The sequence below is a fragment of the Streptomyces sp. NPDC001480 genome (assembly GCF_042894725.1).
Taxonomy (GTDB): domain Bacteria; phylum Actinomycetota; class Actinomycetes; order Streptomycetales; family Streptomycetaceae; genus Streptomyces.
Genome location: NZ_JBIAVX010000006.1, coordinates 37121 through 59355 on the forward strand (window position 1 = coordinate 37121; position 22235 = coordinate 59355).

Here is a 22235-nt window from a genome sequence, read left to right on the forward strand (position 1 = left end):
GTACGTCCTTGCTCGACGGCCGGTCAGCGGCCTGCTGCCAGTTCCTGGAAGACCTCTTCGGTGTGCTGGCCGGGCAGCGGGGCGAGCCGGCGGACCGAACCCGGAGTGGCGGAGAACCGCACCGGGATGCCGAGCGAGCGGATGGCGCCCTCGCTGGGGTGGTCCACCACGTCGAGCAGCCGGCCGCCGCGCACGTACGGGTCCTCGGCGGCCCGGTCGAGTTCGAGCACGGGCGCCATCGGGATGCTGTGCTCGGCGCAGACCCGCTCCCACTCCCCGGTGGTCAGGCTCGGCGAGCACTCCCCTACCAGCTCCATCAGGGCATCGACGTCGTCGTCGGCGATGGACTCGCCGTTGACCCGCCGGTCCACGGCGAGATCGGCACGGTCGGCGGCGAGGAAGAAGTCCCGGAAGTTCTGCGGGTTGTACGGCATGACGCAGGCCAGGCCGTCCCTGGTGGGCACCGCGCGGTGCCCCCGCTTCATCGACAGCGGGAACCCGGTCGGCCCCTCTGGCGGTTCGAAGACATGGCCCGCCAGGTGCTCGACGAGGTTGAACGCGATGAGCGTGTCGGTCATCGGGATCTCGACGTACTGGCCGGTGCCGGTGCGGTCACGGTGGACCAGCGCGGCGAGCACCGAGTAGACGATGGTCAGCGCGCATACCTTGTCTCCGATGATCGTCGGCAGGTACGCCGGGGTGCCCAGCGCCCGGTTGGTCACGTCCACCAGACCGGAGGCGGCCTGCACGGTCTCGTCGTAGGCCGCGTTGCCGGCCCGGTCGGAGTCGTTGCGGAATCCCTGGGCATGGGCGTAGACCAGGCCGGGGTTGCGGGCGGCGATGTCGGCGTGGCCAAGGCCCAGGCGGGCGAGCGCGCCCGGGCGCATGTTGGTGACCAGCACGTCGGCGCTGTCGATCAGTTCGAGGGCCCGTGCGCGGTCGGCGTCGCCTTTGAGGTTCAGCATCACGCTGCGCTTGTTGCGGTTGACGTTGAGGTTCAGCGGGGTCATGCCCGGCGTGCTGCGGTACGGGCCCACCCGAACGGTGTCGGACGGGGACTCGATCTTGATGACGTCGGCACCGAGGTCGCCCAGGATCTGCGCCGCGTAGGGTCCCATCACCACCGTTGACAGATCGATCACCCGCACGCCGTCCAGCGGGCCTGTGGGGCCGGCGGACGTGATGTCCATCATCACTCCTGTTCACGCAGTATTTTCGTCGCAAATATTTCCACCGACGACGTTATGCATGAACGAACCGGAAGGGAACGATCAAGTGGCGAACAAGGGTATGACCGCAGTGGTCACACCCATTCCGCATTCCACGGAAACGGGCCTACGGAAATCGGTCAGACGGTGATGACCTCATCGAAGATCCGGCGGGCCAGGACAGCTACCTCACTCAGATCGCCGCCGGTGCCCGCCCGGTCAGCGCGGAACAACAGGCCGGTGACCAGAGTGGGTTGGAAGTCCTCGACCGGCAGCACGGCCACGTTGTCCAACCGGTACAGGTGCATGGGACTTCCCGGCGAGAGCATGGTCATCGAAAACGCGATGCCGGAAGAGATCAGTTCCGAGCTTCCGGCATAGTCCGCCATATTGATGCGGATTCTCTTCTTGACGCCGACCGAATTAAGACGGGCATCGATTTCCTCGAAATAGGCCGGGGTGGCGTCGTTCGGCGTCCCCACGTACGACAGGTCGGCCAGCTCCTCCAGGGTGACCGACGCCCGCCCCGCGAACCGATCGGCCGGCACCGCGGCCCCCAGCACCTCGTGCATCACCTCCATGATCTCCAACGCCGGGTCGGAGACCGGCAGCCGGGCCAGCGCCATGGGCAGCCTGCCGTCGCGCACCGCGTCCGCCAGGTCCGCCGACGTGCCGGGCCAGCGCTTGAGTTCGCACACCTCACGGCACGCGTCCTCCAGCAACTCGACCCGCTCGCGCAGCAGCGGGTGCACCCCGGCGGGCATCCCGATGAACAGCGTGTCCAGCCGCGGACGCACCGCCTCGCTCAGCCGCCACGGGATCGAATTGACGCGCTCCAGGACGTCGCGCGCCATCGGCAGCAGAGCGGCACCCGCCGGGGTCAGATCGACGCGGTGGGTGGTGCGCTCGAAGAGCTCGTGACCGAGTTCCCGTTCGAGGTCCTTGATCCGCTGACTGAGCGGAGAAGCCGCCATGTGCAGTCTGCGCGCCGCCTGCGAGAAGTTGAGTTCCTCGGCCACGGCGACGAAGTAGCGCAGGTGCAGCATGTCCACGCCCTTCACCCTACCCACGGCGGGAATCCTCGGTCGCAGGATCTCCGAAGGCGGAGGCCGCTGCGGCACGTACGGTGCTGGATCTGATCCCGCCAGTGGGCTGGGTGTCTTGCTTGCCTCGGGACGGAGAGCCCGCCGGTCGTCGGCCGCCTCGGCGGTTCGGGCCACCTGACGTCGAGGCAGACTGTGAACCCCCGGGTCATCGTGTTCCGGAAGACCGCCTGCCCGCCGATCGTGAACAGCGCCAGTTCTGGGTCGGACGGGTGGGGGAAGGCCTCGGTCGAGTGCACGTCCCGGCCGTCGCCGACGAACATCTCGACGGACGTGCGGTCGACGAGGACGCGCCGGGCGGACCGTGCGGGCAGAGATGACGAGGGGCGTCCGGCTCTCCTGTCGGCGGCCGGAGGTGTCGGGGCTGACGGTGTAACCGCGGTTGAGGGACTCCCCTGCTGTCCTCGGTCCGGGCAGGGACGGAATTCGCAAGGTCTGCGGGCAGGACCGGGGCGGCGGTGACGTGGCGGGCCAGGAGCGCGTTGGCATGGCCTGCGCCCTTCTCGGGTGGGGTCGTTCGCGGACCGGTCGGATGTAGGGGCCGGGCCCAGCCGCGCCGAACTGGTGACAGTGCGGCGCGGGCGGCTCCGGCAGACGGGCTGGGCGCTGTTCAGATCAGTTCCCGGACACCGAGTTGCCGCACGAACAGCAGGCTGTCGGCGTTGGCCCAGTACTCGGCGAGCATGCCGTCCTTGACCAGCAGGGTGTCGGTGCCGGTGAAACGGACGCGGTTGCCCACGGCATCGTCGGACGCTCCCGGGAAGCCTCCGGCGTAGGTGCCTTCGGCTGCCCAGCGGACCACCAGGTAGTCGTCAGTGGCGATCGGCCCGACCGTGATCTCGAAGCTGAGGTCGCGCAGGATGGTGTGGATGCTGGCCACCCAGCCGTTCAGGCCCTCGCGGCCGTGCACGGTGTCATCGCCGGAACCGGTGATGGGGGCGGCGTGCGCGACGAAGTCAGGGGCGACGATCTTGTCGGTCTGGGACAGGTCGTTGTTCCACAGGGCCTTCCACGGCTCGGCGAGCAGGGCGTTGGCGGAAGCGGACATGGCAGCTCTCCTTCGTGGTCATGGGTTTCTTGCAGTACATGCGGCGGCTGGGATCGGTCAGGCAGGCAGTTCGGGGTCGGGGATCCAGTGGCCGTGGATGCCGGCGGGCACCCTGCGGGGGAGTTCGACGGCTGCCACGGTGCTCAGGTCGCCGGCGTCCAGGACGAGCAGCTCCGAGGCGTCGGCCTTGAGATCGCTGACGATGGTGAGCAGGTAGCCGTCGTCCTCGGCGGTCCCGCCTTCGGCGGGTGCGAAGACGGCCTCGCCGGGCATGCGGCCCTCGCCGTGCGCGAGCAGCTTCTCCTGGCCTGACCGTGTGTCGAACTTGACGGTGTGGTAGCCCGACAGGCCCGCGCCGGGGAAGGCGATGGCGTAGCTGTAGCGGTAGGCCGAACCGGTGTGGGTGTCGTTGATCGACGGGAACTCGGTGGCCAGGTCGTTGAGGGACTCAGTGATGACCTTGCCCGTGGCCGGGTCCATGATCCACCGGTAGAAGGTGGAGCCGGCGTCGGGGCTGGTGCCGTAACCGGGAGCGCCGACCCACCACTTCCACGAGTTCTCCCAGGCGGAACGGTCGAAGCTCGGTGCTTCGAGCACGATCCGGCCCTGCGCGTCGGTGTAGGCGTTGGTGACGTGCAACAGTGCCGCTTGGTCGGCCACCTCGAACCAGGTGGTCCCGCCCCCGGCGCGGGGCATCACGCCGATGCGCAGCGGGACGTCATCGTGCCAGCGGTAGGGGATGCCGGAATGCTCGGCGTGGTCGAACACCACTGGCGAGTTGATGAAGACGACGTGCTCGCGGGTGATGGCGAAGTCGTGCATGAGCGAGGGGCCGGAGCCGTCGATGACCTCCGACTTGACGATGTCGCCGGAGGCGTCGGCCACGTAGTAGGTCAGGTACGGCGGGAACGGGCTGTAGCTGAAGAAGTGCAGCTCGCCGGTTGCCGGGTCCTCTTTGGGATGGGCGGTCATCGCGCTGGTGAGCTTGCCGCCGAAGTCGTGCACGCCGATCGTGTCGAGGTCGGCGCTGACCTCCCAGGGCAGGTTGGCTTCCTGCAGCGCCAGGTAGCGGCCCCCGTGAAAGATGATGTTGGTGGCGGCGGCGCTGACCTCGAGCTCGGTTCCGGTGAAGGGCACGCCGTCCAGGAAGGGGGTGCGCACCCAGCGATTGCGGTACCACTCGGCCCGGCCGCCCGTGAGGCGGACGCCGTGGATCATGCCCTCGCCGCGGAACCAGTGGGTGGGGGTGATGCCTGGCTTGGGGTTGTGGCCGTTGCGGAGGTAGCGACCGTTCAGCTCGGGCGGCAGCGTGCCGCGCACCGTCAGCTCGCGGCCGGTGATCTCGTCGGTGACGGGGGTGAAGTGGCCGTTGATGTACGGCTTGTCCAGGGTCATGGTTCAGGCCTTTCGCGTCGAGAGAGCCGAGATGAGCAGGGTCAGGGCGGCGCAGGCCAGGAAGGCCGCTCCGTAGGAGGGGAGCAGGGTCATGAACGACAGGCCGGTGGCTCCGCCGATCTGCCGGGTGGCGTTGACCAGCCCACCGGCCAGGCCGCTGTCGGCGGCCGGGACGCCCGCGGAGGACATCGCGGTGAGCCGGACGAACGCCACGCCAAGGCCGATGCCGATGAGGAGCGTCGGAACGAGCAGGTCTACAGGGAAGGTGCCGTCGGCCGGGGTCCGGGACAGCCAGGCCAGTCCGGCCGCGAGGACCAGCAGGCCCACGGGGAGCACGTAGCGGCCGGAGACTTTGCCGGTGCCCCAGGACGAGAGAGTGATCATGAGGGCGAGGGGAAGCTGGGTCAGCCCTGCCTCCAAGGGCGAGTAGCCCAGGGCTCGTTGCTGGTAGAGGGGGAGGAAGTAGAACAGGCCGAGCCACACCGCGCCCAGCAGGGCCATCAGCACGTTGGGCACCGCCACGATCTTCATGCGCGCCGGCAGCAACGGGTCGGCGGAGCGGCGCTGGAGCACCACGAACAGGCCGAGCAACGCCAGACCGATCACGGCTAGCGGCCAGGGGCCGGACAGGCCGTAGGTGAGTGCGACCAGTCCTGCCGTCACCGTCACCGCGCCCGGCGCGTCCAGGCTTCCGCCGCGTGGCCGGTCGGCTCCGACCAGCAGCCAGGTGGCCACCAGGGCGGCCAGGGCGAGGGGCACCATCACGACGAACACCGAACGCCAGCCGTACAGGCCGGTGAGCAGCCCGCTCAGCAGCACGCCTGCCGCGCCGCCGGCACCGGAGACCGCGCCCCACACCCCGAGCGCGATGCCACGCCGCTCCCTGTCGGTATAGGTCGTGAGGACGAGGGCCAGCGCCGTGGGCGCCAGCAGCGCGGCGCCGATTCCCTGCACCGCCCTGCCGGCGATCAGCACGATCGCTGTGGGGGCCAGTGCCGCGCCCAGGGAGGAGAGTGCGAACAGGCCGGTACCCAGCAGAAACACGCGACGAAGGCCGTATACGTCGCCGGCGCGCCCGCCCGGCAGCAACAGCGCGCCGAAGACCAGTACGTACGCGTTGATCGTCCACGCCTGGCCCGTGTCCGACAGATCGAGCCCGGCCCGGATCCGGGGGAGGGCGACGTTCACGATCGAAGTGCTCAGCACGACCAGGAACTGGGCAGTGGCAAGAACCGCCAGCGGTGTCCAGCCGGTGGTGGTCGGTTGCCTTGCGGTGCGGGTCATGGCTCGACACTCGCAGCGGGCTCCCGCGGCTCGCGTCGGTAGTCATTGCCTATAGGACTCCCTGCGGGAGGGCTTCCGGGCCAAGGGAGCCGGTTCTGGATTCCCCTGCGGCGCACAACACGACCGCATAGGTTTTCGGACATGCCCGCGACACACACGGATGAGCTGATCGGTCGTCATGACGAGATACGGCAGCTCGACGCCCTGCTCGAAGCGGCTCGGGAGAGCCGCGGCGGCGCCCTGGTCCTGCGCGGTGAACCGGGCATCGGCAAGAGCGCCCTGCTGCGGCACCTGGACGAGGCCGCCACCGGATTCCTCGTCATACGGGCGTCCGGCGCCGAGTTCGAGACGGAGCTGCCGTTCGCCGCGCTGCACCAGTTGCTCGCGTCCGTCTCGGACCGGCTGACGGCGCTGCCTGCGCGGCACCGCAAGGCCCTGGAGATCGCCTTCGGCCTCGGCACCGGCACACCCGATCCGTTCCTGGTCGGCGTCGCGTCGCTGGGTCTTCTGACGGAGACCGTGCGGGAACGCCCGCTCCTCTGCGTCGTCGACGATGCGCATTGGCTTGACCAGGCGTCGGCCAAGGCGCTGGCCTTCCTGGCCCGCCGGATCTCGGCCGAGTCGATCGCCCTCGTGTTCGCGGTGCGCGAGCCGAGCCGCCGGCCCGAGCTGGACGAGCTGCCCGGCCGTTCGCTTCAGGGCCTTGGCGCATCGGATGCCCGCGCGCTGCTGGCGGCGGCGATCCGCGCCCCGTTGGACGAGCACGTGCGCGACCGCATCCTGGCCGAGGCGCGCGGCAACCCCCTCGCGCTGGTCGAGCTTCCCAGGACCGCCGGACTCGGCGGGATGGCGGGCGGATTCGCCCAGCCCGACTCGGTACCCGGCGTGATCGAGCAGAGCTTCCGGTCCCGCCTGGAGCTACTGCCGTCGACGGCCCGGCTGCTGGTGACCGTCGCCGCCGCCGATCCGATCGGTGACCCTTGCCTGCTGTGGCGCGCGGCCGAACTCCTGGGCATCGACGCGGCTGCCGCCGCGGAGACCGTGCCGCTGGTCGAGTTCGGTACCCGGATCCGGTTCAGCCATCCCCTCGCCCGCTCGGCCGCCTACCACGCCGCGGCGCCGGAGGAGCGGCGAAGGGCGCACGAGGCGCTGGCCGCCGTGTCCGACCCGGTCGCCGACCCCGACCGGCGGGCCTGGCATCGCGCCCAGGCCAGTGCCGGACCGGACGAGCAGGTCGCCGCCGAGCTCGAAGCCTCCGCCACCCGCGCCCGCGAACGCGGCGGTGTCGCGGCGGCGGCGGCCTTCCTCGAACGCGCGGCCGCGCTCACCATCGGTCCGGCCCAACGCGCCGAGCGGGTCCTCGCCGCGGTCGACGCCAAGCTCTCGGTGGGCGACTTCGATACGGCGGCCGACCTGCTCACCACCGTCCGGACCGACGATCCGGGCCAGGCCGCCCGGGCCGACCTGCTCCGCGGCAGGCTGTCGTTCGCCCGCCGCCGAGGAGACGAAGGCCCCACGGAGTATCTCCTGCGTGCCGCCGCCCGGCTGGCGGCCACCGATCCCGCCTGGTCACGGGAGTGCTATCTGGACGCCATCGAGATGGGCGTCCTGCTCGGCGGCCTCGACCAAGTGGTGGACGCCGTACGGAAAGCCCCACCATCGGATGAGCCGGTGTCCGGCGCGACGACCGTCCTGACCGGCCTCACCAGCCTGGTCGCAGACGGGCATCGGGCGGCGGGGAAGATCCTCAGGCCGGTCGTGGGCGACGCCGGCCACGAGGTGTGGGCGAGGCGGCCGTCACTGGGATTCATGGTGGCCACCGAGCTGTGGAACCGCGACGCCCTGTACGGCATCGCCGCCCGTGCCGTCGCGGCCGGCCGAGAGTCGGGCTCTTTCCACGCGTTGCCCATAGGACTCGCCATGCAGGCCGCCGCGACCGTGCACACCGGCGACTTCGGTGCCGCCATGGAGCTGATCTCCGAGGAGGAGGCGATCGCCGACGCCACCGATGCGGCACCACTGGTCTACCCGCGTCTGCACCTGGCCGCGTTGCGGGGGCGGCGCAAGGACGCCGCCGAACTGTTCGCGTCGGTGGATCACCGGATGAGCCTCAGCGTGCGGTGGGCGACGGCCGTGCTCAGCAACGGCCTCGCCGACTACCCGGCCGCGCTGAGCGCCGCGAAGCAAGCGGTCGAGAACGGCGCCGTCGGCACGTCGAGCCTCGCCCTGCCCGAGTTGGTCGAGGCGGCCGTGCGATGTGGCGAGACCGAGGTCGCCGCCGCGGCCCTCGCCTCCCTCCAGGAGCGCACGCGAGCGGGCCGGCATGCGTGGGGCCTTGGCGTCGAGGCCTGTGCGCGGGCCCTGGTGACCGAGGACGAGTCCGCCTACCAGGAGGCGATCGGTCTGCTCGACGACGGCGCACTGGTCGTCTACCGCGCCCGGGCACAGCTGCTGTACGGGGAGTGGCTGCGCCGCCAGGGCCGAAGGCGTGACGCCCGGTCCGCGCTGCGCCCGGCCCACGAAGCGTTGTCCGACCTCGGTCTGGAGGCGTTCGCCGAGCGTGCCGCCGGCGAATTGCGCGCCACGGGCGAGCAGGCCCGCAGCCGCACGTCGAAGGCATCGGACCAGCTGACGATGCAGGAGGTGCACATCGCACGCCTGGTCGCCGACGGCGCCACCTCCAAGGAAGTGGCGGCGAAGCTGTTCCTCAGCCCGCGGACGGTCGACGCGCACCTGCGCAACATCTTCCGCAAGCTCGGACTCACCTCACGCAGGCAACTGCGAGACCTGCCTGACATTCGTTAGCCGCATGGTGGTGGCCGCGGCCTCCGACCCGTTCATCGACTCCATGGGGCCGGGCCAGCTCAACCCGTACTTGGCCCGGTAGGCACCGGAGACACGCTGGACGAGTTCGGGGTCGTCCACCGGCTGGAAGGTGACGCGCAACCGGTCCCTGCCCACCTCCACCTCCGTGTCCGCGTGCCGCAAGACCCGGCGGTACCAGGCACTGCGCCGCCCGAAAGCCGAGCGGACATACGCCTGCCCGTCGAGCACCACCGCCCAGACCGTCCTGGCCGACCACCGGCCATCCGCCTGCCGTACCCACAAAACGATCTCCGCACGATCCATATAGGCGCTCATGGACCAACCTTCACGGAGTCGGCACTACGTACGCGTCGGCGGTCTTCACCTAGATGGGCGGGCTTCGCCGACGCGAAAGCGGTGCTCTCGCGACGAAGCTGAGGGTCATGACGAACATCAACATGAAGCAACCCGAAACCGCAATCGACACCGACGCCCACACCCTTGCGGCCCCTGGCGCAAAGGCGCCTCACCACAAGGGCTCGAAGAAGAACACGGGCACCAAGAACAAGGCCAAACGCCGCGCCGCCAAGGCACTGGCGTACTTCGCCCTGATCTTCACCGGGCTGCTGGTCCTGGTCGAGCCGTGGCTGCTGATCCCGGTCGCCGCCCTGGTCCTGGCGATCTCCCTCTGGGACTGAACTGGACGCCGCAGGGAAGAGACCTGCACGCACCGGCCTGCGCTTCCCCGCGCCAAGCGCGGTTGGTGGACGGCCGCGGTGTCAGCCTGCAGCGGGCGAAATGGAGAGTGTTGGGCGCGGCTCGCGCCGCATCTGCCGAAGTCCGAGCGTCAGTCCGGGCGTTGGTGGGGTCACCGGACGGTGAGCAGCCGAGGTCCCCGCCCGAATCCGTACAGGGTATCCCCCGGTGTCACGATGCGGGCACCAGGATCCAGAACCGTTGAGCGGTCGTGGGCGGCCGACTCGCGCCCCGCACGGGTTGCCGGCTCAACGGTGGCCGGGGAACCGCAGGGCGTTCGCCCAGAGCCGGGTGACCGTGGACACGAGTTCCTCGAAGTCCACCGGCGTATCTTCTTCTTGCCTCTCGCCGAGCACGAAGGCGTTGTAGGCCATGACGCTGACCATGCCCGACAGCGCACGGGAGGCCATCATCGGATCCACCTCACGGTCCGCGACACCCCGCTCCTGCAGGTCCGCGATGCCGCGGGCATTGCGGCGGATGAACGCATCCGCCCGCCGACTTCGGAACTCCCGAAACTCCGACTCCACTTGTGCGACCTGCTCAAGCAGCCCCATCAGCTTCGCGTTCCGTTTGTACGCCTCGAGATACGCGCGGTTGCTCGCCTCAAGGACCGCATACGGATCGTCGGTGCCCTGCACCCGGCCCATACCGGGGTGCATCATGTCTTCCTGCGCCTCCAGGAGGACGGCGGCAAGCACCTCTTCCTTGTTGGCGAAGTAGGTGTAGAAGGATCCCGACGCGCATCGAGCCTCTTTGGTGATGTCGGTCAGGCGCGTGTCCAGGTAGCCGTCCCGCTCGAACACCTTCCGAGCCGCCTCCACCAAAGCAGCGCGTGTCCGCGCGCCCCGCTTCGTCGTCGGCGGCTCGCGGAGTTGCGAGAGGGGCGCCATCGGCGGTGCCTTCTCGCTGTCGTTCTCCTCGGGCACAGTGGCATTCATCCCAGGACTGTACTTGAATCCGACGCCGGAGTCATAAAGTGGCCATGTACGCGCAGGGCTCGAAATCGCTGCGACTCACGTGGGTATGCACGTTGAGAGCTCAGTGCCGGCTGGCGGTTACGTCGCCCAGCGCGGGGTCGCGGGTGAGAGCGGTACGGTCGATGGACCGCTTGAGTACTCGACCTCGGCCCGGGTGGCCATCGTGTTGACCGGCACCACGACACAGCCCGCTGCCTGGATCCCGAGGTAAGCCACCACGAACTCGGGCACCGACGGCGCTGCGAACAGCACCCGGTCCCCCGGGGGAGAAGCCCGCGGCGACCAGGGCACCCGCGTACCGTGCGCCCGCGTCGCGCAGTTGCCGGTAGGTCCGCTGATCCGCACCGCCACGCGACGCGATGCTGTCGGGGGTGGCGGCCGCGTGGCGGCTGACAGGATCGAAAAACGCTGGTCATGGGCACTCGCCGTGGACGACGGTGATACGAGGCAGGAACGCACCCACCTCACATAGAACGGGCACACGCACCGCGGTCAGCCGGGGGGTGTCGATCGGGGGGGCATGACCGATCCTCATTGCGCCCGACCGCTCGATCGATCACTCCCTCCGGCAACGATGCCGAAGCCTTGGGCGAGTTGACGGCGGGTGTCGGCGGCGCTGGTGTGGAGTACGCCCCCGATCCCGATCCGCGCCGCTCCGTCGAGGTTCTGCTGAAGATCGTCGATCATGACCGCCTCCTTGGGGTCGACGCCGAGGCGTTCACATGCGATCGCGTAAATCCGCCGCGAAGGCTTGCGGATCCCCACCACGGCGGAGATGACGACCACGTCCGCCACAGCGGCGAGGTCGACGCCGTCGTAGGTTCCGGTCCCGAACGAATTGGATACCAGCGCCACGGGATAGCCAGCGGCGCGAAGATCATCGAGCAGAGTGAGCATGTCCTGGTCGATCGACATTCCCGCTTGCATCCGGGCTGTGAGCCCCTCGCCCATCACGTCGGCGCCGTGGGCGCGGAGACGCTCGGCGAATCCTCGCTCGAAGGCTTCGGCGTCGATACGGCCGCACTCGTGGTCGGCCAGAAGGATGCGTGATGGCTGGTCCCGGCTGAGGAGGTCCAGCGGCAGGCGCGGGTCGCCGCCGAGCGAGGCCCCGAAGTCGGTGAATGCCCGCAACACACTGGACGTGAGGACCCCGCCGAAGTCCACGAGGACCGCGGTTCGGGCCTTTTCCATCACGTTCGGCACAGTGTCCATACCTCTCTCTCGCAGCCGGCCGGCTACCGGCCGACGCAACGGCAGCCGTGGTCCTCGGCTCTCCTGGGACGTGCCCCTACACATCGATTCGGCGACGCCCACGACCTCGGCCGGTCGCTGCCGGCGTCCAGCAGGGACGCGGACCTCAGGCGACCTCGAACAGTCCGGCGGCGCCCATCCCGCCGCCGACGCACATCGAGATCACCACATAGCGGACACCGCGGCGCTTGCCCTCGATCAGGGCGTGCCCCACCAAGCGGGCGCCGGTCATCCCGTACGGATGGCCGACCGAGATTGCTCCGCCGTTGACGTTGAACCGCTCCGGGTCGATGTGCAGTTCGTCGCGGCAGTACAGCGCCTGGGAGGCGAACGCCTCGTTGAGTTCCCACAGACCGATGTCGTCGATGGTGAGGTTGTGCTGCTTCAGCAGTTTCGGAATGGCGAACACCGGACCGATCCCCATCTCGTCCGGCCCGCAACCGGCAACGGCCATGCCCCGGTACACGCCGAGCGGCTCCAGTCCGCGGCGCTCGGCTTCCTTGGACTCCATCAACACCGACGCCGAAGCCCCGTCCGACAACTGCGAGGAGTTGCCCGCCGTCACGCTGGAAAGCGAGGTCACCTGACCGTCCGGCAGCACCGGCGCCAATCCGGCCAGGCCATCGAGTGTGGTCGACGCGCGGTTGCCCTCGTCCCGGGTCAGGGTCACGGCCTCGGCCCGCACCTCTCCGGACTGCTTGTCGAGGACCTTCTTGACGCTGTTGAGCGCGACGATCTCCCGGTCGAACCGGCCGGCCTCCTGGGCCGCTGCGGTGCGCTGCTGCGACATCAGCGCGAACTCGTCCTGACGTTCCCGGCTCACGCCGTAGCGTTCGGCGACGAGCTCCGCCGTGTGCAGCATCGGCATGTAAATACTCGGCTTGTGCTCGACAAGCCAGGGATCTTCCATACGGTGGGTGTTCATGTGGTCGTTCTGCACCAAGGAGATCGACTCGACACCGCCACCGACAGCGACCTGCATGCCGTCGCCGACGATCTGCTTGGCGGCCGTCGCAATCGCCATCAGGCCCGACGAACACTGCCGGTCGATCGTCATCCCGGACACGCTGTCCGGAAGCCCGGCGCGGAGAACGGCCTGGCGGGCGACGTTGACGCCGGAGGACCCCTGCTGCACGGCGCAGCCGAAGACGACATCCTCGATTTCGCCACCCTCCAGCCCGGCGCGCCGCACCGCGTGAGAGAGGGCGTGAGCAGCAAGTTCCTGCGCCTGGGTGTCGTTGAACGCGCCGCGGTAAGCCTTTCCGATCGGCGTCCGTGCCGTCGAAACGATGACTGCTTCCCTCATGTCGCCTCACTGGTTCCTGTCGGTCCGGATTCGTCCGAGAACTCCGGGTGGGAATCCCGGGCTCCGTGAGCCGGGATGAATGCCGGTAGGCGGTGCCGAACGCCGACTCGGTCCGCTGCGAACAGCCTTGACCGCCGCTTACCGATGGCATGCGCATGGCCGCAGGGGAGACGGGACCGGCACCCCGGTTGGTTATAGTTGAATCCGACGTCATGTTCAACCATGGGCCGCCCGGGAGACAAGACCCTTGTCCATGCACGGCCACACCGCCAGTGCCCCGCAAGGCCGGATGCCACCGGGCCCGGCGCGCCGGTATCCGGCCAAAAGAGCGGTGCGGGGCTGCCCACCCCGAGAATGCGCGCGTCCTCGACCTTGACAATCCGTCGCCACCGCAGAAGATTGACCGACCAGTCGGTATGAAGGGGTGGGTCGTGACCGAGCTGAGCATCTCCACCGCTGCGGGCACGTTCGACGCGATCGTGGCGGGTCCGCCCGAGGGCCGCCCGGTGCTGCTGCTGCACGGCTTCCCGCAGACGGCGCTGGTGTGGCAACGTCAGATCGCGGCGTTGGCTGCGCACGGCTACCGAGTGGTGGCACCCGACCAGCGCGGGTACTCCCCCGGGGTCCGCCCCGAGCGGCCCAAGGACTACCGCATCGGCGACCTCGTCGACGACGTGGTCGCCATCACAGAGGAACTCGGCTGGACGGCGTTCGATCTGGTCGGCCATGACTGGGGCGGCGCGGTGGCGTGGTGGACCGCCGATGCCCACCCCGGCCGCCTCCGTACCCTGACGGTTGTCTCGACCCCGCACCCCCGGGCTCTGGCCACCACCCTCCGCACCGACCTGGATCAGCGCGAACGCTCGCACTACATGATCGACTGGCGTGAAACGCCCGCGACGGAAGAGCGCATGCTCGCCGACGGCGCCGAGGAACTTCGCGCCTTCTATTCCGGAAAGGTCCCCCAGACCAGTGCCGAGGCCTACGTCTGGCACCTGTCCCAGCCAGGGGCTCTCACCGCGGCGCTGAACTGGTACCGGGCCGGCCGCCCCGACGGCGCGATCGGTGTCATCGAGGTGCCCACGCTGTATGTCTGGAGCACGGACGACAGCGCCTTCGGCCCGGCGGCCGCGCAGGAGACCGGGCAGTGGGTCAGCGGGCCCTACCGGTTCGAAACCCTCCAGGGCGTCGGCCACTGGGTCCCCGAGGAGGCGCCCGAGACGCTGAGCCACCTGCTGCTCGCACACCTGCAAGCGCACGACGTGTGCTGAACCACGACGAATGCCCCGCTTGTCGGCTCTCCGAAAAATGGTGAACCCATGAAGACAGCGCGAGCGGCCTGGCGCCGCCTCGAGCCCGTGCACGGCATGATCTACTTCGTCCCGGAGGCAAGGCGACGGTACGCGGAGCTCGGACTGAGCGCACGCGCCGGATACTTTGCCTCCCGAGGCGCCGCCTTCGGCCAAGCGTCCGCTGAGCTGGTCATCTCGACCTTCTACAACTTCAACCCCGATCTCGTGCGGAAGGCGCTCGATGGGGTCTGGGACACGGCGACGCCGCAGCAGGTGCTGGAAGCGCGGCACGCCGCCGCGAGCGAGGCCCTGCGCCGGGCCGGGATCCACGAGCTGCCCGCTTTGGACGAGATCCTCGCGCTGGCCCGCCGAGCCGCCGAGGCGGCCTGCGAACGGGCGCAGGGACGCCCGCTGTTCGCCGCGCATGCCGCACTGCCCTGGCCGGAGGAGCCGGTACTGCAACTGTGGCACGCCCAGACACTGCTCCGGGAGTTCCGCGGAGACGGCCATGTCGCGTGCTTGCTGAGCGAGGGCGTCGGAGCCTTGGAGTCCTTGATTCTGCACGCCGCCACCGGGGAGGTTCCCGTCGACTTCCTCAAGGCGAGCCGCGCATGGCCCGAGGAGGAGTGGGCCGACACCGAGGAGCGCCTGCGCAAGCGAGGTCTCCTCGACGGCGACTCCCTCAGCTCGGAAGGCGTACTCCTGCGCCGACACATCGAGGACCGCACCGACCGCCTGGCCCTTCCCGCCTACGCCGTCCTGGGTGACGCCGACTGCGAACGCCTCGCCGAACTCGCGGGCCCCTTCGGCCGCGCCGTCATGGATGCCGGCCTTCTCAAGCTCGGCTGACAGCGTCTGCCGGCCCGGTTCGACGTGCGCGCCACAGAACACGGTAGCGATGTGGTTGCTGTGCGATGAGCGCGACAACGACGGCTGCTTCGGCGTGAGGGCGAACACCGCAGGGGCCGGGCTGAGCAACTCAGCACTGCCGACCGGTTCTCGCCGCTCTTCGCCCGTTGATGCGGTGCCGATCCCGCCGATGTCACGGCGTGAAAGACCCACATGGGCGACCGTCACCCAGCGAAGCTCGTCCTCGACCCACTTGACAGACGTGTTGTCTACCGGCATCCGGGCCAGATCAGTGTTGAGGCGGACCTGAAGCTCGCAGGAACGGTCTCGCTCCGCGGCCTCGGCCACCTTCGAGCCGCTCTTCTTTGGCCCCCGCCCCGGTACCGGCTGTTCAAGGTGCGGGCGGGAGGCACTGGCCGACGTGGTGGGCAAGGGCACCGGCGGCTGGCTCCTGCTCCACGGCGACACGTACTACGGCCACCGCAATTACTGCTACAAGTACGTCCCAACGGATGGCGCGTATGTGTTCCGGCTGACGGGCATCAGCAGGGCGCCCGCTCCCTTGGCCACCGCAATCCTTGCCGAAACCCGTGTCCGCTACCCGCACGGGTGTCACCGCGGCCTTCGCGGCGCCGACTGGTCGGTGAAGCCGAGGCAATGGCCGACATCCCAAGCACATGGCTTGATTCGCACCACGTCACGTGCGCCGGGGCGGCCGACGGAGCGACCGACGACCACGTCCGGCCCTCCCGAGCTGCGGTACAGGAAAGGCACGCGATCCGGCGTGCGGGCCTGGGCGCCGGACCGGTCGTCCGCCTTCACTGAACTGACGTGAAATCATCCGTCCGAGAAAAGACTCCTCCCCATCAAGGCACATACCAAACGTATTGATGAGGGGGAAGGGTGACGCTACGCTCGCAGACACCATTACCGCTCGAATACGACCGTGACCGGATTGGCAGGACAACGGAGCGGTGGAAGGAAGTCGGCGTAGCGTCGGCTTATATTTCGACGAGTCGACTCACCCGGGGGAAGAATTGGATACGCGGCATCTCGAGGCATTCCTGGGCGCCGTGGACGCAGGAAGTGTGACACGGGCGGCGATCGTGCTCCAAGTGACCCAGCCCACGGTGACCAATCGCATCAAGGCACTGGAGCGGTCGCTCGGTCTGACCCTGCTGGAGCGCCTGCCCGGCGGTGTCCGTCCGACGAGAGCCGGTCGCTCCATACTTGATCAGGCCCGCGAGATCATGCGGCTCAGCAGTCACGTCCGGCGTATCGCGGACGCCTCTCTCACGCCGCAGGGGAAATTCTGCGTCGGTGCGTCAGAAAGCCTCATCAACCACCGACTGCTCCCGCTCATCGAATACTTACTCCTGCGTTATCCGGACATGGACGTGTCGCTGCGGTTGTCCACCCCTCAAGAAGCACTCGCCATGCTCCGCAACGGGCAGATGGACTGCGTGTTCATGATAGGAAGCGCAGGTTCGGACGAGGATCTGGAGCACTGCGACCTCTGCCCCGAGCCGTTCGCCCTGGTGGCCGGAGGACGCCCGGGCCCCAGGGAGGCGGTGTCGTCGATACTCGTCACCGCCGACCTCGACGTCCGTCACTGCGGCGTACTCCTGACCGAGGTCCAATCGACCCTTCGGGCGGGGCGGACCCTGAAACTCGATTCCATCACCGCGGTGAAGCGCATGGCCGAGGGCGGCATAGGCGTGGGACTGCTTCCCGAGGTCACCGTGGCCGAGGACATCGCCGACGGCCGGCTCCGCCGCGTCGTGGACTGGCGACCCGCCACCCCCACCTACACGCAGGCGCTGTGGCGGCGCGGCGACGTCGGACACCCCGCCCTCGGCGCCGTGCTGAAGGCCGCGTCCGACGTGGTCAACGCGGGCTGAACGGGTCCAGCGGCCGCTGCGGGAGCCACGGAGCCCGTCGGCCGGTCAAGCGGCATCCGTGAGGAGCTGGGCGAGCAGCTGCCGGTGGTCGGTCTTGCCGTGCTGGTTGACGGGGAGGCTTCTCACGATGCGCACCACGCCAGGTGCCATGTACGCGGGCATCGAACGCAGGCAGAACGCGCGCAGATCGCTCTCGGCCGTAGGGGCCGCGCCGTCGCCCAGCACGACGAACGCGCTCAACTCCGCGTCACCGTCGGGCCCTTCGTACGCCACGACGGCCGCCTCGCAGACCTCGGGGTGGGCCAGCAACCGTCGCTGCACCTCGGCCGGCTCCACGCGGTTGCCGCGGATCTGCACCTGGGAGTCCCGCCGCCCGCAGAAACGCAGTGCACCGTCGGCGTCCCGGTAGGCCAGGTCACCGGTCCGCAGCAGGCGCTGCCCAGAGCGGGGCTCCAGCGGGTCGGAGACGAGGACGGCGTCCGTGGCCTCGACGTCCCCCCAGTAGCCGGTCATCAGGGCCGGGCTGCGCAGGTACATCTCACCGACGATGCCCTCCTCGCGCACGGGTGCCCCCTCGGCGTCCAGCAGGAGGATGTCGGTGCCCCGGTGTCCGTTGCCGATCGACAGGTGCGTGACGTCGTCCGGCAGCGGCTCGGGGACCACGGCGAAACTGGCTGCCATGGATTCCGTCGCCCCATAGCAGTTGATCAGACGGATGCCGGGCCGCAGGCGTTGGAGGTGGCGCAGTTCGCCCGGCGGGAACTCCTCCCCGCAGAAGAGCACTCCGCGTAGATCGGTCAGCTCGGCCAGCTGGTCGGGGATATGGCGCAGCGACTGCCGCCAGATGGACGGCACACCGTTGACGTGGGTGGCCCCGGTGACGCGCAGCACCTTGAGGAACCTCGTCGGCCAGCGCAGCAGGGCCCGCGGGACGGGAGCCACCGCCGCTCCGTTGCCCAGCGCCATGCCGATGTCCAGCAGCGAGAAGTCGAACTGGAGCGGGGACGTCGACGCCACCCGGTCGCCCACCGACACGAACTCCTCGGCGATCATCCCCCTGTAGAAGGCGACTACGGACCGGTGGCTCATCACCACGCCCTTGGGCCGGCCCGTGGTGCCCGACGTGAAGATGATGTAGGCGGTGTCGCTCGGCGTCACGGCGCGCCGCAGCCGCTCGCGACGCACCGGCGGGCGCGGCACCTCGATGCCGCCCCCGCCGAACCTGCCGTGCCCCACGGACACCCCCGGTCCCCCGTCGGCGGTCAGGCACAACGCGGGCTCGGCCAGCCGCTCGATCGTCTCCCGCCGTTCGGCCGGCGTCTCCGGGCTGACCGGGACGAAGGGCAGGCCGCGCGACGAACACGCCAGCACGAGGGCGACGGACTCCGCGGACATGTCAGAAATGATCATGACGCGGTCGCCTATCTGCAGACCGAAGCGGTCCAGTTCGGCGGCATACCGCTCGGCGGCCTCACGCAGGCCGCGGAAGGTCGTCACCCGTTGCGTGCCGTCCGCGTACTCCACCACGGCGGGATGGTCGGGGTGCGTGGCCGCGGCGGCCAGGAGGAACTCGTCGAAGCGTTCGTCGGACCGGTGGTTCACGGCGGGTGCGGGAGTCGTTGGCATGTCTCTCCAGGTCAACGCAGGTTGTCGGCCGCGGCCGGGACGGGTGGTACGGGTGTGGCGATGTGTGGTTCCCCGGTGACGAGCACCAGCGGGGAACCGGGGGTGGCGGTGAGATGGCGTACGGTGCCGACCACCAGGACGTGATCGACGGCGGTGAAGGTCTTCATGACGTCGCAGGTCATCACGACGGCGGCGTCGTGCAGGACCGGGACGCCCCGGAGCACGGCGTGCGGCGTGTCCCGGAAGCGCTGCGCGGGGGTGCCGGTGGCGAAGCGCCCGACCAGCGGTCCCTGCGTGTGGGACAGCACGTTGACGGCGAAGCGGCCGGCGCCGAGCAGGTCGTCCAGGGTGCGTCCGCCCGCGCCGAAGGCCAGCAGCACGCTCGGCGGTGCCACGGACAGCGACATCAGCGAGGTCGTGGTGCACCCCACCGGCCCACTCGGGCCGAGGGCAGTGGTGACCGCGACGCACTTCGCCAGACCTTTCATCGCCGCGCGGAAGAGCGCTTCGTCCACCCCCGCCTCGACCCGCGGGGCCGCCTGGTCGGTCGTCGTCTCACCCCCGAGCACGGCTCACCTCCATGCCGGTCGTGAGCCCGGCGACGGTGTCGAGCGCCCGCTCGACCACGCTGGTGCGGGGACGTCCGCGCCGTGCGGAGTCGGCGGCGAAGCGAAGGGCCTTGGGCAGCTGCGTCCAGGCGTCGGCCAGGTCCGGGTCGGGATTCGGACCCAGGCGGTGGAGCTGGTGGCGGGACGCCGCCCACAGATCGTCGACGTGCCGCTCCAGCAGGTCCCCGTCGGAGGTGAGGCGGTCACGCAGGAACGCGAACACCTCCCGCGGCTCGCGCAGCCAGGTGCCCGGCCATTGCTCCGGAGAACCTGTCGGGGCAGTGGCGGCCCGGCGCAGCCAGCGGTAGGCGCTCGTCGGGCCGATGTCCGCCGGTTCCCCCAGGGCATGCACGTCCCGGCTGCGGACGGCCGGGGCGAGCCGCCCCACCGGCGTCAGCGCCCGACGCAGCGAATCGTCGTCGAGCACTCCGGCGTAAGGCAGTTGCTCGCCGCCGGGCATGAGGGCGTGGAACGGGTCGGCCACGAGCCACCCCTTGGCGTCGTGGGCCCGCAGCAGGAACCAGTGAGGGACGGCCCGCGCCCCGCGGTGCGGCGACCAGGGCAGGTGGAAGGTGTTGCCCGACACGATCACCCGCCCCTCCTCGGCGAGCAGGCCGAAGAGCGCCGCACGGGCCGACGGCCAGTCGCCACGGTGGTCGTGAACCAGGGTCCCACCGTCGATGCGGTCGTGGTGGGAGAAGGCGAGCGCGCCGTCCGGTGCATCGGTGCGCACCCACAGGTGCACCGCCGCCGCCAGACGGTCGGCCGCCGCGCCTCCCAGGTACGCCACCAGCGCGGTGGAGTAACAGGACAGGGCAGGTGTCATGGTGTCGCCTCCCAGGCGCAGGCCACGGGTACGTCGATGAGGTCTCGCACCTTGCGCCAGCGCAGTCCGCGCCAGTCACCGTGGTCAAGATGCGGGGGCACGTCGATGCTCCAGGGGCGCCCCCCGATGCCGGTGCCGTCGGTCTTCACGCAGGCCTCCTGGACCGTCCAGATCTCCGTGAAGACGGTGTGCCGCAGAGGCGCCGGCATGCCGAGCAGGTGGTTCGTGTACGGGGCGGCGCACCGCCGGACCATCGCTTGTCCCACATGGTGCGGCGGCACCTGCACGTCGACTCCGACGCGGCGGCCGGGCGCAACGGCCACGACGCTGTGCTCCCCGTCGTGGGAGATGCTGATGCCGGGCCGGGTCCGGCCCGCCAGGAACGGTTTGCCGTTGTGGCCGGCCGCGACCGGCTCGTCGGCACTCTCGGGTGCCACCTCGGCGAGCAACCCGCGCAGCAGCTCACGTCCCTGGAGGATCTGGCGCGCGCGCCAGGCCGGCCGACCGCGTGCCGCGGCGAGGTCGGCGGGGGTGAGGCGGCCGGTGGACGCCTCACCGGTGGCCACCCACACTCCCGGACTGATCTCCAGGACTCTCACGGCAACTCCCCGCGGCAGCTCTCGGGGGCCGTGCCGGCCACGATGCTCAGGACGACCTCGGTCGTGCCGCCGCCGATCCCGAACAGGGCCCCCTGCGCCCGCAGGTGCTGCGGGCCGCCGGCACGGAAGCCGTGCGCGCCCTGGAGGTGGGCGCACACGTCGAGGACGTGCTCGACGGTCTCGGCGGCGCTGGCCTTGAGCAGCGCGGCGGCCGAGGTGTCGCGGCGTGCGGCGACCGCCTCGGTGAGGCTCTCGGTCAGGGCGCGGTGCTGACGGGAGCGCACCAGTGCGCCCGCCCAGCGCTGGCGTATCCCCTCCCGCTCCCACAGGACCCCGCCGCTGTGGCGACGCCTTCCCAGGTACCGAGCGGTGTCGCGCAGCACCCGCTCGCACAGCGCGACCGCCCACAGGGCCCCTGCCAGCCGCTCGGTGGCGATGTGGGCCGCGAAAGCGCTCAGTCCCCGGCCGGTGCCGCCCACGACGTGGTCGCGGGTCAGCCGGACGCCGTCGAAGGTGAGGTGACCGGTCCCGGAGCCGTCGAACAGCTCGGTCTCGGCTGGGTCCGCACGTACGCCGGACGCGTCCGCCGGCACGAGTACCCAGGTGAAGTTGGTGAAGTGGGGACCCGGCCGGTGGCGGGCGAGGACGAGAGCTGCGCCACACGTCGTCGCGTTGGTGATCCAGCGTTTGGTGCCGTCGAGCCGGACGTGGTCCCCCTCGAAGGAGACGCGCGTGTCCAGTGTCGCAAGGTCGCAGCCGGAGTCCACGTCGGTGGCGGCGAGGGCCACGACGGTGCGGCCGTCGAGGCTGTCGGCGAGTGTCCGGGCGGCCGGGCCGGTCCCTCCAGCCAGCAGCGGCAGACAGGTGGCCAGCGGGACGGTCACGGCCAGTGTCGAGCCGACGCCGAAGTGGTGGTCGACGTCCGTCAGCAGCGCACCCAGCGCGGCCGCGTCGACGCCCCGGCGCGGATCGTTGCCGCGATAGACCTCGGCCAGTCGGTTCTCCGCGCCCAGCACACGCCAGAGGTCGGCGCCGCTCGTGTCGGCGGGCAGTGTGCCGAGCCGGGAGCCGCCTGCGGTGGCGGGCTCCCGCACTGCGAAGACGCTCATGCCACTGCCCTGGGGTCACCCTCTGCGGCGCCCGCCCGCTGCACCGCGGCCCACAGACTGCCGGCGGTGGCGAAGGTGGTGTCGTTGAGGTCCTCGTCCGGAAGGGACACCCCGAGCCCGTCCTCGATGGCGAAGAGCAGGTCGATGGCCTTCATGGAGTTCATGCCGAGGTCGTGCAGGCGGCTGTCCTCGGTGAGGGGACGGTCCCCGAGATTGGGGAGGAAGGGCGTCAGCAGGTCGATGAAGGGCTGGTTCACGGCTTCTCCGTCACGTGGATGGTGGTGAGGAT

Annotated in this window: 21 protein-coding genes and 1 pseudogene; 5 read left to right on the top strand and 17 right to left on the bottom strand. The window is 70.0% G+C overall.

Annotated elements, in window-relative coordinates:
- Positions 1 to 23 precede the first annotated feature (23 nt).
- From ACFY01_RS15665 to ACFY01_RS15690, 6 genes and pseudogenes are all read right to left on the bottom strand, one after another.
- Positions 24 to 1193 carry a CaiB/BaiF CoA transferase family protein gene (locus tag ACFY01_RS15665; protein WP_390736265.1) on the bottom strand — a complete coding sequence of 390 codons (1170 nt, stop codon included), beginning with the start codon at positions 1191 to 1193 and terminating at the stop codon, positions 24 to 26.
- A 155-nt stretch (positions 1194 to 1348) separates the two neighbouring features.
- Positions 1349 to 2227, bottom strand: a complete 879-nt coding sequence (locus tag ACFY01_RS15670) for a LysR family transcriptional regulator (protein ID WP_390736266.1) — start codon at positions 2225 to 2227, stop codon at positions 1349 to 1351.
- 215 nt (positions 2228 to 2442) lie between these two features.
- Positions 2443 to 2698, bottom strand: a pseudogene (locus ACFY01_RS15675) (GH32 C-terminal domain-containing protein); the annotation flags it as partial.
- Positions 2699 to 2921: 223 nt separating this feature from the next.
- Positions 2922 to 3359: an ester cyclase gene (locus ACFY01_RS15680; protein WP_390736267.1), complete on the bottom strand. Its 438-nt coding sequence runs from the start codon at positions 3357 to 3359 to the stop codon at positions 2922 to 2924.
- A 57-nt stretch (positions 3360 to 3416) separates the two neighbouring features.
- A complete protein-coding gene (locus tag ACFY01_RS15685; RefSeq protein WP_390736268.1) occupies positions 3417 to 4754 on the bottom strand; it encodes a carotenoid oxygenase family protein in 1338 nt (445 codons plus the stop codon).
- A 3-nt stretch (positions 4755 to 4757) separates the two neighbouring features.
- On the bottom strand, positions 4758 to 6038 hold the full coding sequence (locus tag ACFY01_RS15690) for an MFS transporter (RefSeq protein WP_390736269.1): 1281 nt from the start codon (positions 6036 to 6038) through the stop codon (positions 4758 to 4760).
- Positions 6039 to 6179: 141 nt separating this feature from the next.
- Here ACFY01_RS15690 and ACFY01_RS15695 point away from each other — a divergent pair, with 141 nt between their 5' ends.
- Complete coding sequence (locus ACFY01_RS15695) at positions 6180 to 8843, top strand: AAA family ATPase (RefSeq protein WP_390736270.1); 2664 nt, start codon at positions 6180 to 6182, stop codon at positions 8841 to 8843.
- On the opposite strand, the gene ACFY01_RS15700 is transcribed toward ACFY01_RS15695, so the two are convergent.
- On the bottom strand, positions 8805 to 9179 hold the full coding sequence (locus tag ACFY01_RS15700; RefSeq protein ID WP_390736271.1) for a DUF2255 family protein: 375 nt from the start codon (positions 9177 to 9179) through the stop codon (positions 8805 to 8807). The genes ACFY01_RS15695 and ACFY01_RS15700 overlap by 39 nt on opposite strands.
- 107 nt (positions 9180 to 9286) lie before the next feature.
- Here ACFY01_RS15700 and ACFY01_RS15705 point away from each other — a divergent pair, with 107 nt between their 5' ends.
- Positions 9287 to 9541, top strand: a complete 255-nt coding sequence (locus ACFY01_RS15705) for a hypothetical protein (protein ID WP_390736272.1) — start codon at positions 9287 to 9289, stop codon at positions 9539 to 9541.
- Positions 9542 to 9847: 306 nt separating this feature from the next.
- On the opposite strand, the gene ACFY01_RS15710 is transcribed toward ACFY01_RS15705, so the two are convergent.
- From ACFY01_RS15710 to ACFY01_RS15725, 4 genes are all read right to left on the bottom strand, one after another.
- Positions 9848 to 10540: a TetR/AcrR family transcriptional regulator gene (locus tag ACFY01_RS15710; RefSeq protein ID WP_390736273.1), complete on the bottom strand. Its 693-nt coding sequence runs from the start codon at positions 10538 to 10540 to the stop codon at positions 9848 to 9850.
- Between the two features lie 117 nt (positions 10541 to 10657).
- Entirely contained in the window at positions 10658 to 10930 is a 273-nt protein-coding gene (locus ACFY01_RS15715) for an AMP-binding protein (RefSeq protein ID WP_390736274.1), read from the bottom strand.
- Positions 10931 to 11110: 180 nt separating this feature from the next.
- On the bottom strand, positions 11111 to 11791 hold the full coding sequence (locus ACFY01_RS15720) for an HAD family hydrolase (protein ID WP_390736275.1): 681 nt from the start codon (positions 11789 to 11791) through the stop codon (positions 11111 to 11113).
- Positions 11792 to 11936: 145 nt separating this feature from the next.
- Positions 11937 to 13136, bottom strand: a complete 1200-nt coding sequence (locus ACFY01_RS15725; RefSeq protein WP_390736276.1) for an acetyl-CoA C-acyltransferase — start codon at positions 13134 to 13136, stop codon at positions 11937 to 11939.
- Positions 13137 to 13576: 440 nt separating this feature from the next.
- On the opposite strand from ACFY01_RS15725, the gene ACFY01_RS15730 reads away from it, so the two are divergent.
- The 3 genes from ACFY01_RS15730 (at position 13577) to ACFY01_RS15740 (ending at position 17178) form a co-directional block, all read left to right on the top strand.
- Positions 13577 to 14407 (top strand): alpha/beta fold hydrolase, encoded by an 831-nt coding sequence (locus ACFY01_RS15730; protein ID WP_390736684.1) that lies wholly within the window; start codon positions 13577 to 13579, stop codon positions 14405 to 14407.
- Positions 14408 to 14455: 48 nt separating this feature from the next.
- Positions 14456 to 15277, top strand: a complete 822-nt coding sequence (locus ACFY01_RS15735) for a hypothetical protein (RefSeq protein WP_390736277.1) — start codon at positions 14456 to 14458, stop codon at positions 15275 to 15277.
- Positions 15278 to 16251: 974 nt separating this feature from the next.
- Positions 16252 to 17178, top strand: coding sequence for a LysR family transcriptional regulator (locus ACFY01_RS15740; RefSeq protein WP_390736278.1), 927 nt, complete (start codon positions 16252 to 16254; stop codon positions 17176 to 17178).
- 45 nt (positions 17179 to 17223) lie between these two features.
- On the opposite strand, the gene ACFY01_RS15745 is transcribed toward ACFY01_RS15740, so the two are convergent.
- Genes ACFY01_RS15745 through ACFY01_RS15770 form a run of 6 tightly spaced genes read right to left on the bottom strand, consistent with a single transcriptional unit; the run spans position 17224 to position 22203 of the window.
- Positions 17224 to 18804 carry an AMP-binding protein gene (locus ACFY01_RS15745; protein WP_390736279.1) on the bottom strand — a complete coding sequence of 527 codons (1581 nt, stop codon included), beginning with the start codon at positions 18802 to 18804 and terminating at the stop codon, positions 17224 to 17226.
- Between the two features lie 11 nt (positions 18805 to 18815).
- Positions 18816 to 19373 carry a flavin reductase family protein gene (locus ACFY01_RS15750; protein ID WP_390736280.1) on the bottom strand — a complete coding sequence of 186 codons (558 nt, stop codon included), beginning with the start codon at positions 19371 to 19373 and terminating at the stop codon, positions 18816 to 18818.
- Entirely contained in the window at positions 19360 to 20238 is an 879-nt protein-coding gene (locus ACFY01_RS15755) for a hypothetical protein (RefSeq protein ID WP_390736281.1), read from the bottom strand. Before ACFY01_RS15755 ends, ACFY01_RS15750 begins: the two co-directional genes overlap by 14 nt.
- The gene (locus ACFY01_RS15760; RefSeq protein WP_390736282.1) at positions 20235 to 20837 is read right to left on the bottom strand and encodes a 4'-phosphopantetheinyl transferase family protein; all 603 of its coding nucleotides are present in this window, start codon (positions 20835 to 20837) and stop codon (positions 20235 to 20237) included. Before ACFY01_RS15760 ends, ACFY01_RS15755 begins: the two co-directional genes overlap by 4 nt.
- Complete coding sequence (locus ACFY01_RS15765) at positions 20834 to 21946, bottom strand: acyl-CoA dehydrogenase family protein (protein WP_390736283.1); 1113 nt, start codon at positions 21944 to 21946, stop codon at positions 20834 to 20836. Before ACFY01_RS15765 ends, ACFY01_RS15760 begins: the two co-directional genes overlap by 4 nt.
- Positions 21943 to 22203, bottom strand: coding sequence for an acyl carrier protein (locus tag ACFY01_RS15770; RefSeq protein ID WP_390736284.1), 261 nt, complete (start codon positions 22201 to 22203; stop codon positions 21943 to 21945). Before ACFY01_RS15770 ends, ACFY01_RS15765 begins: the two co-directional genes overlap by 4 nt.
- Positions 22204 to 22235 lie beyond the last annotated feature (32 nt).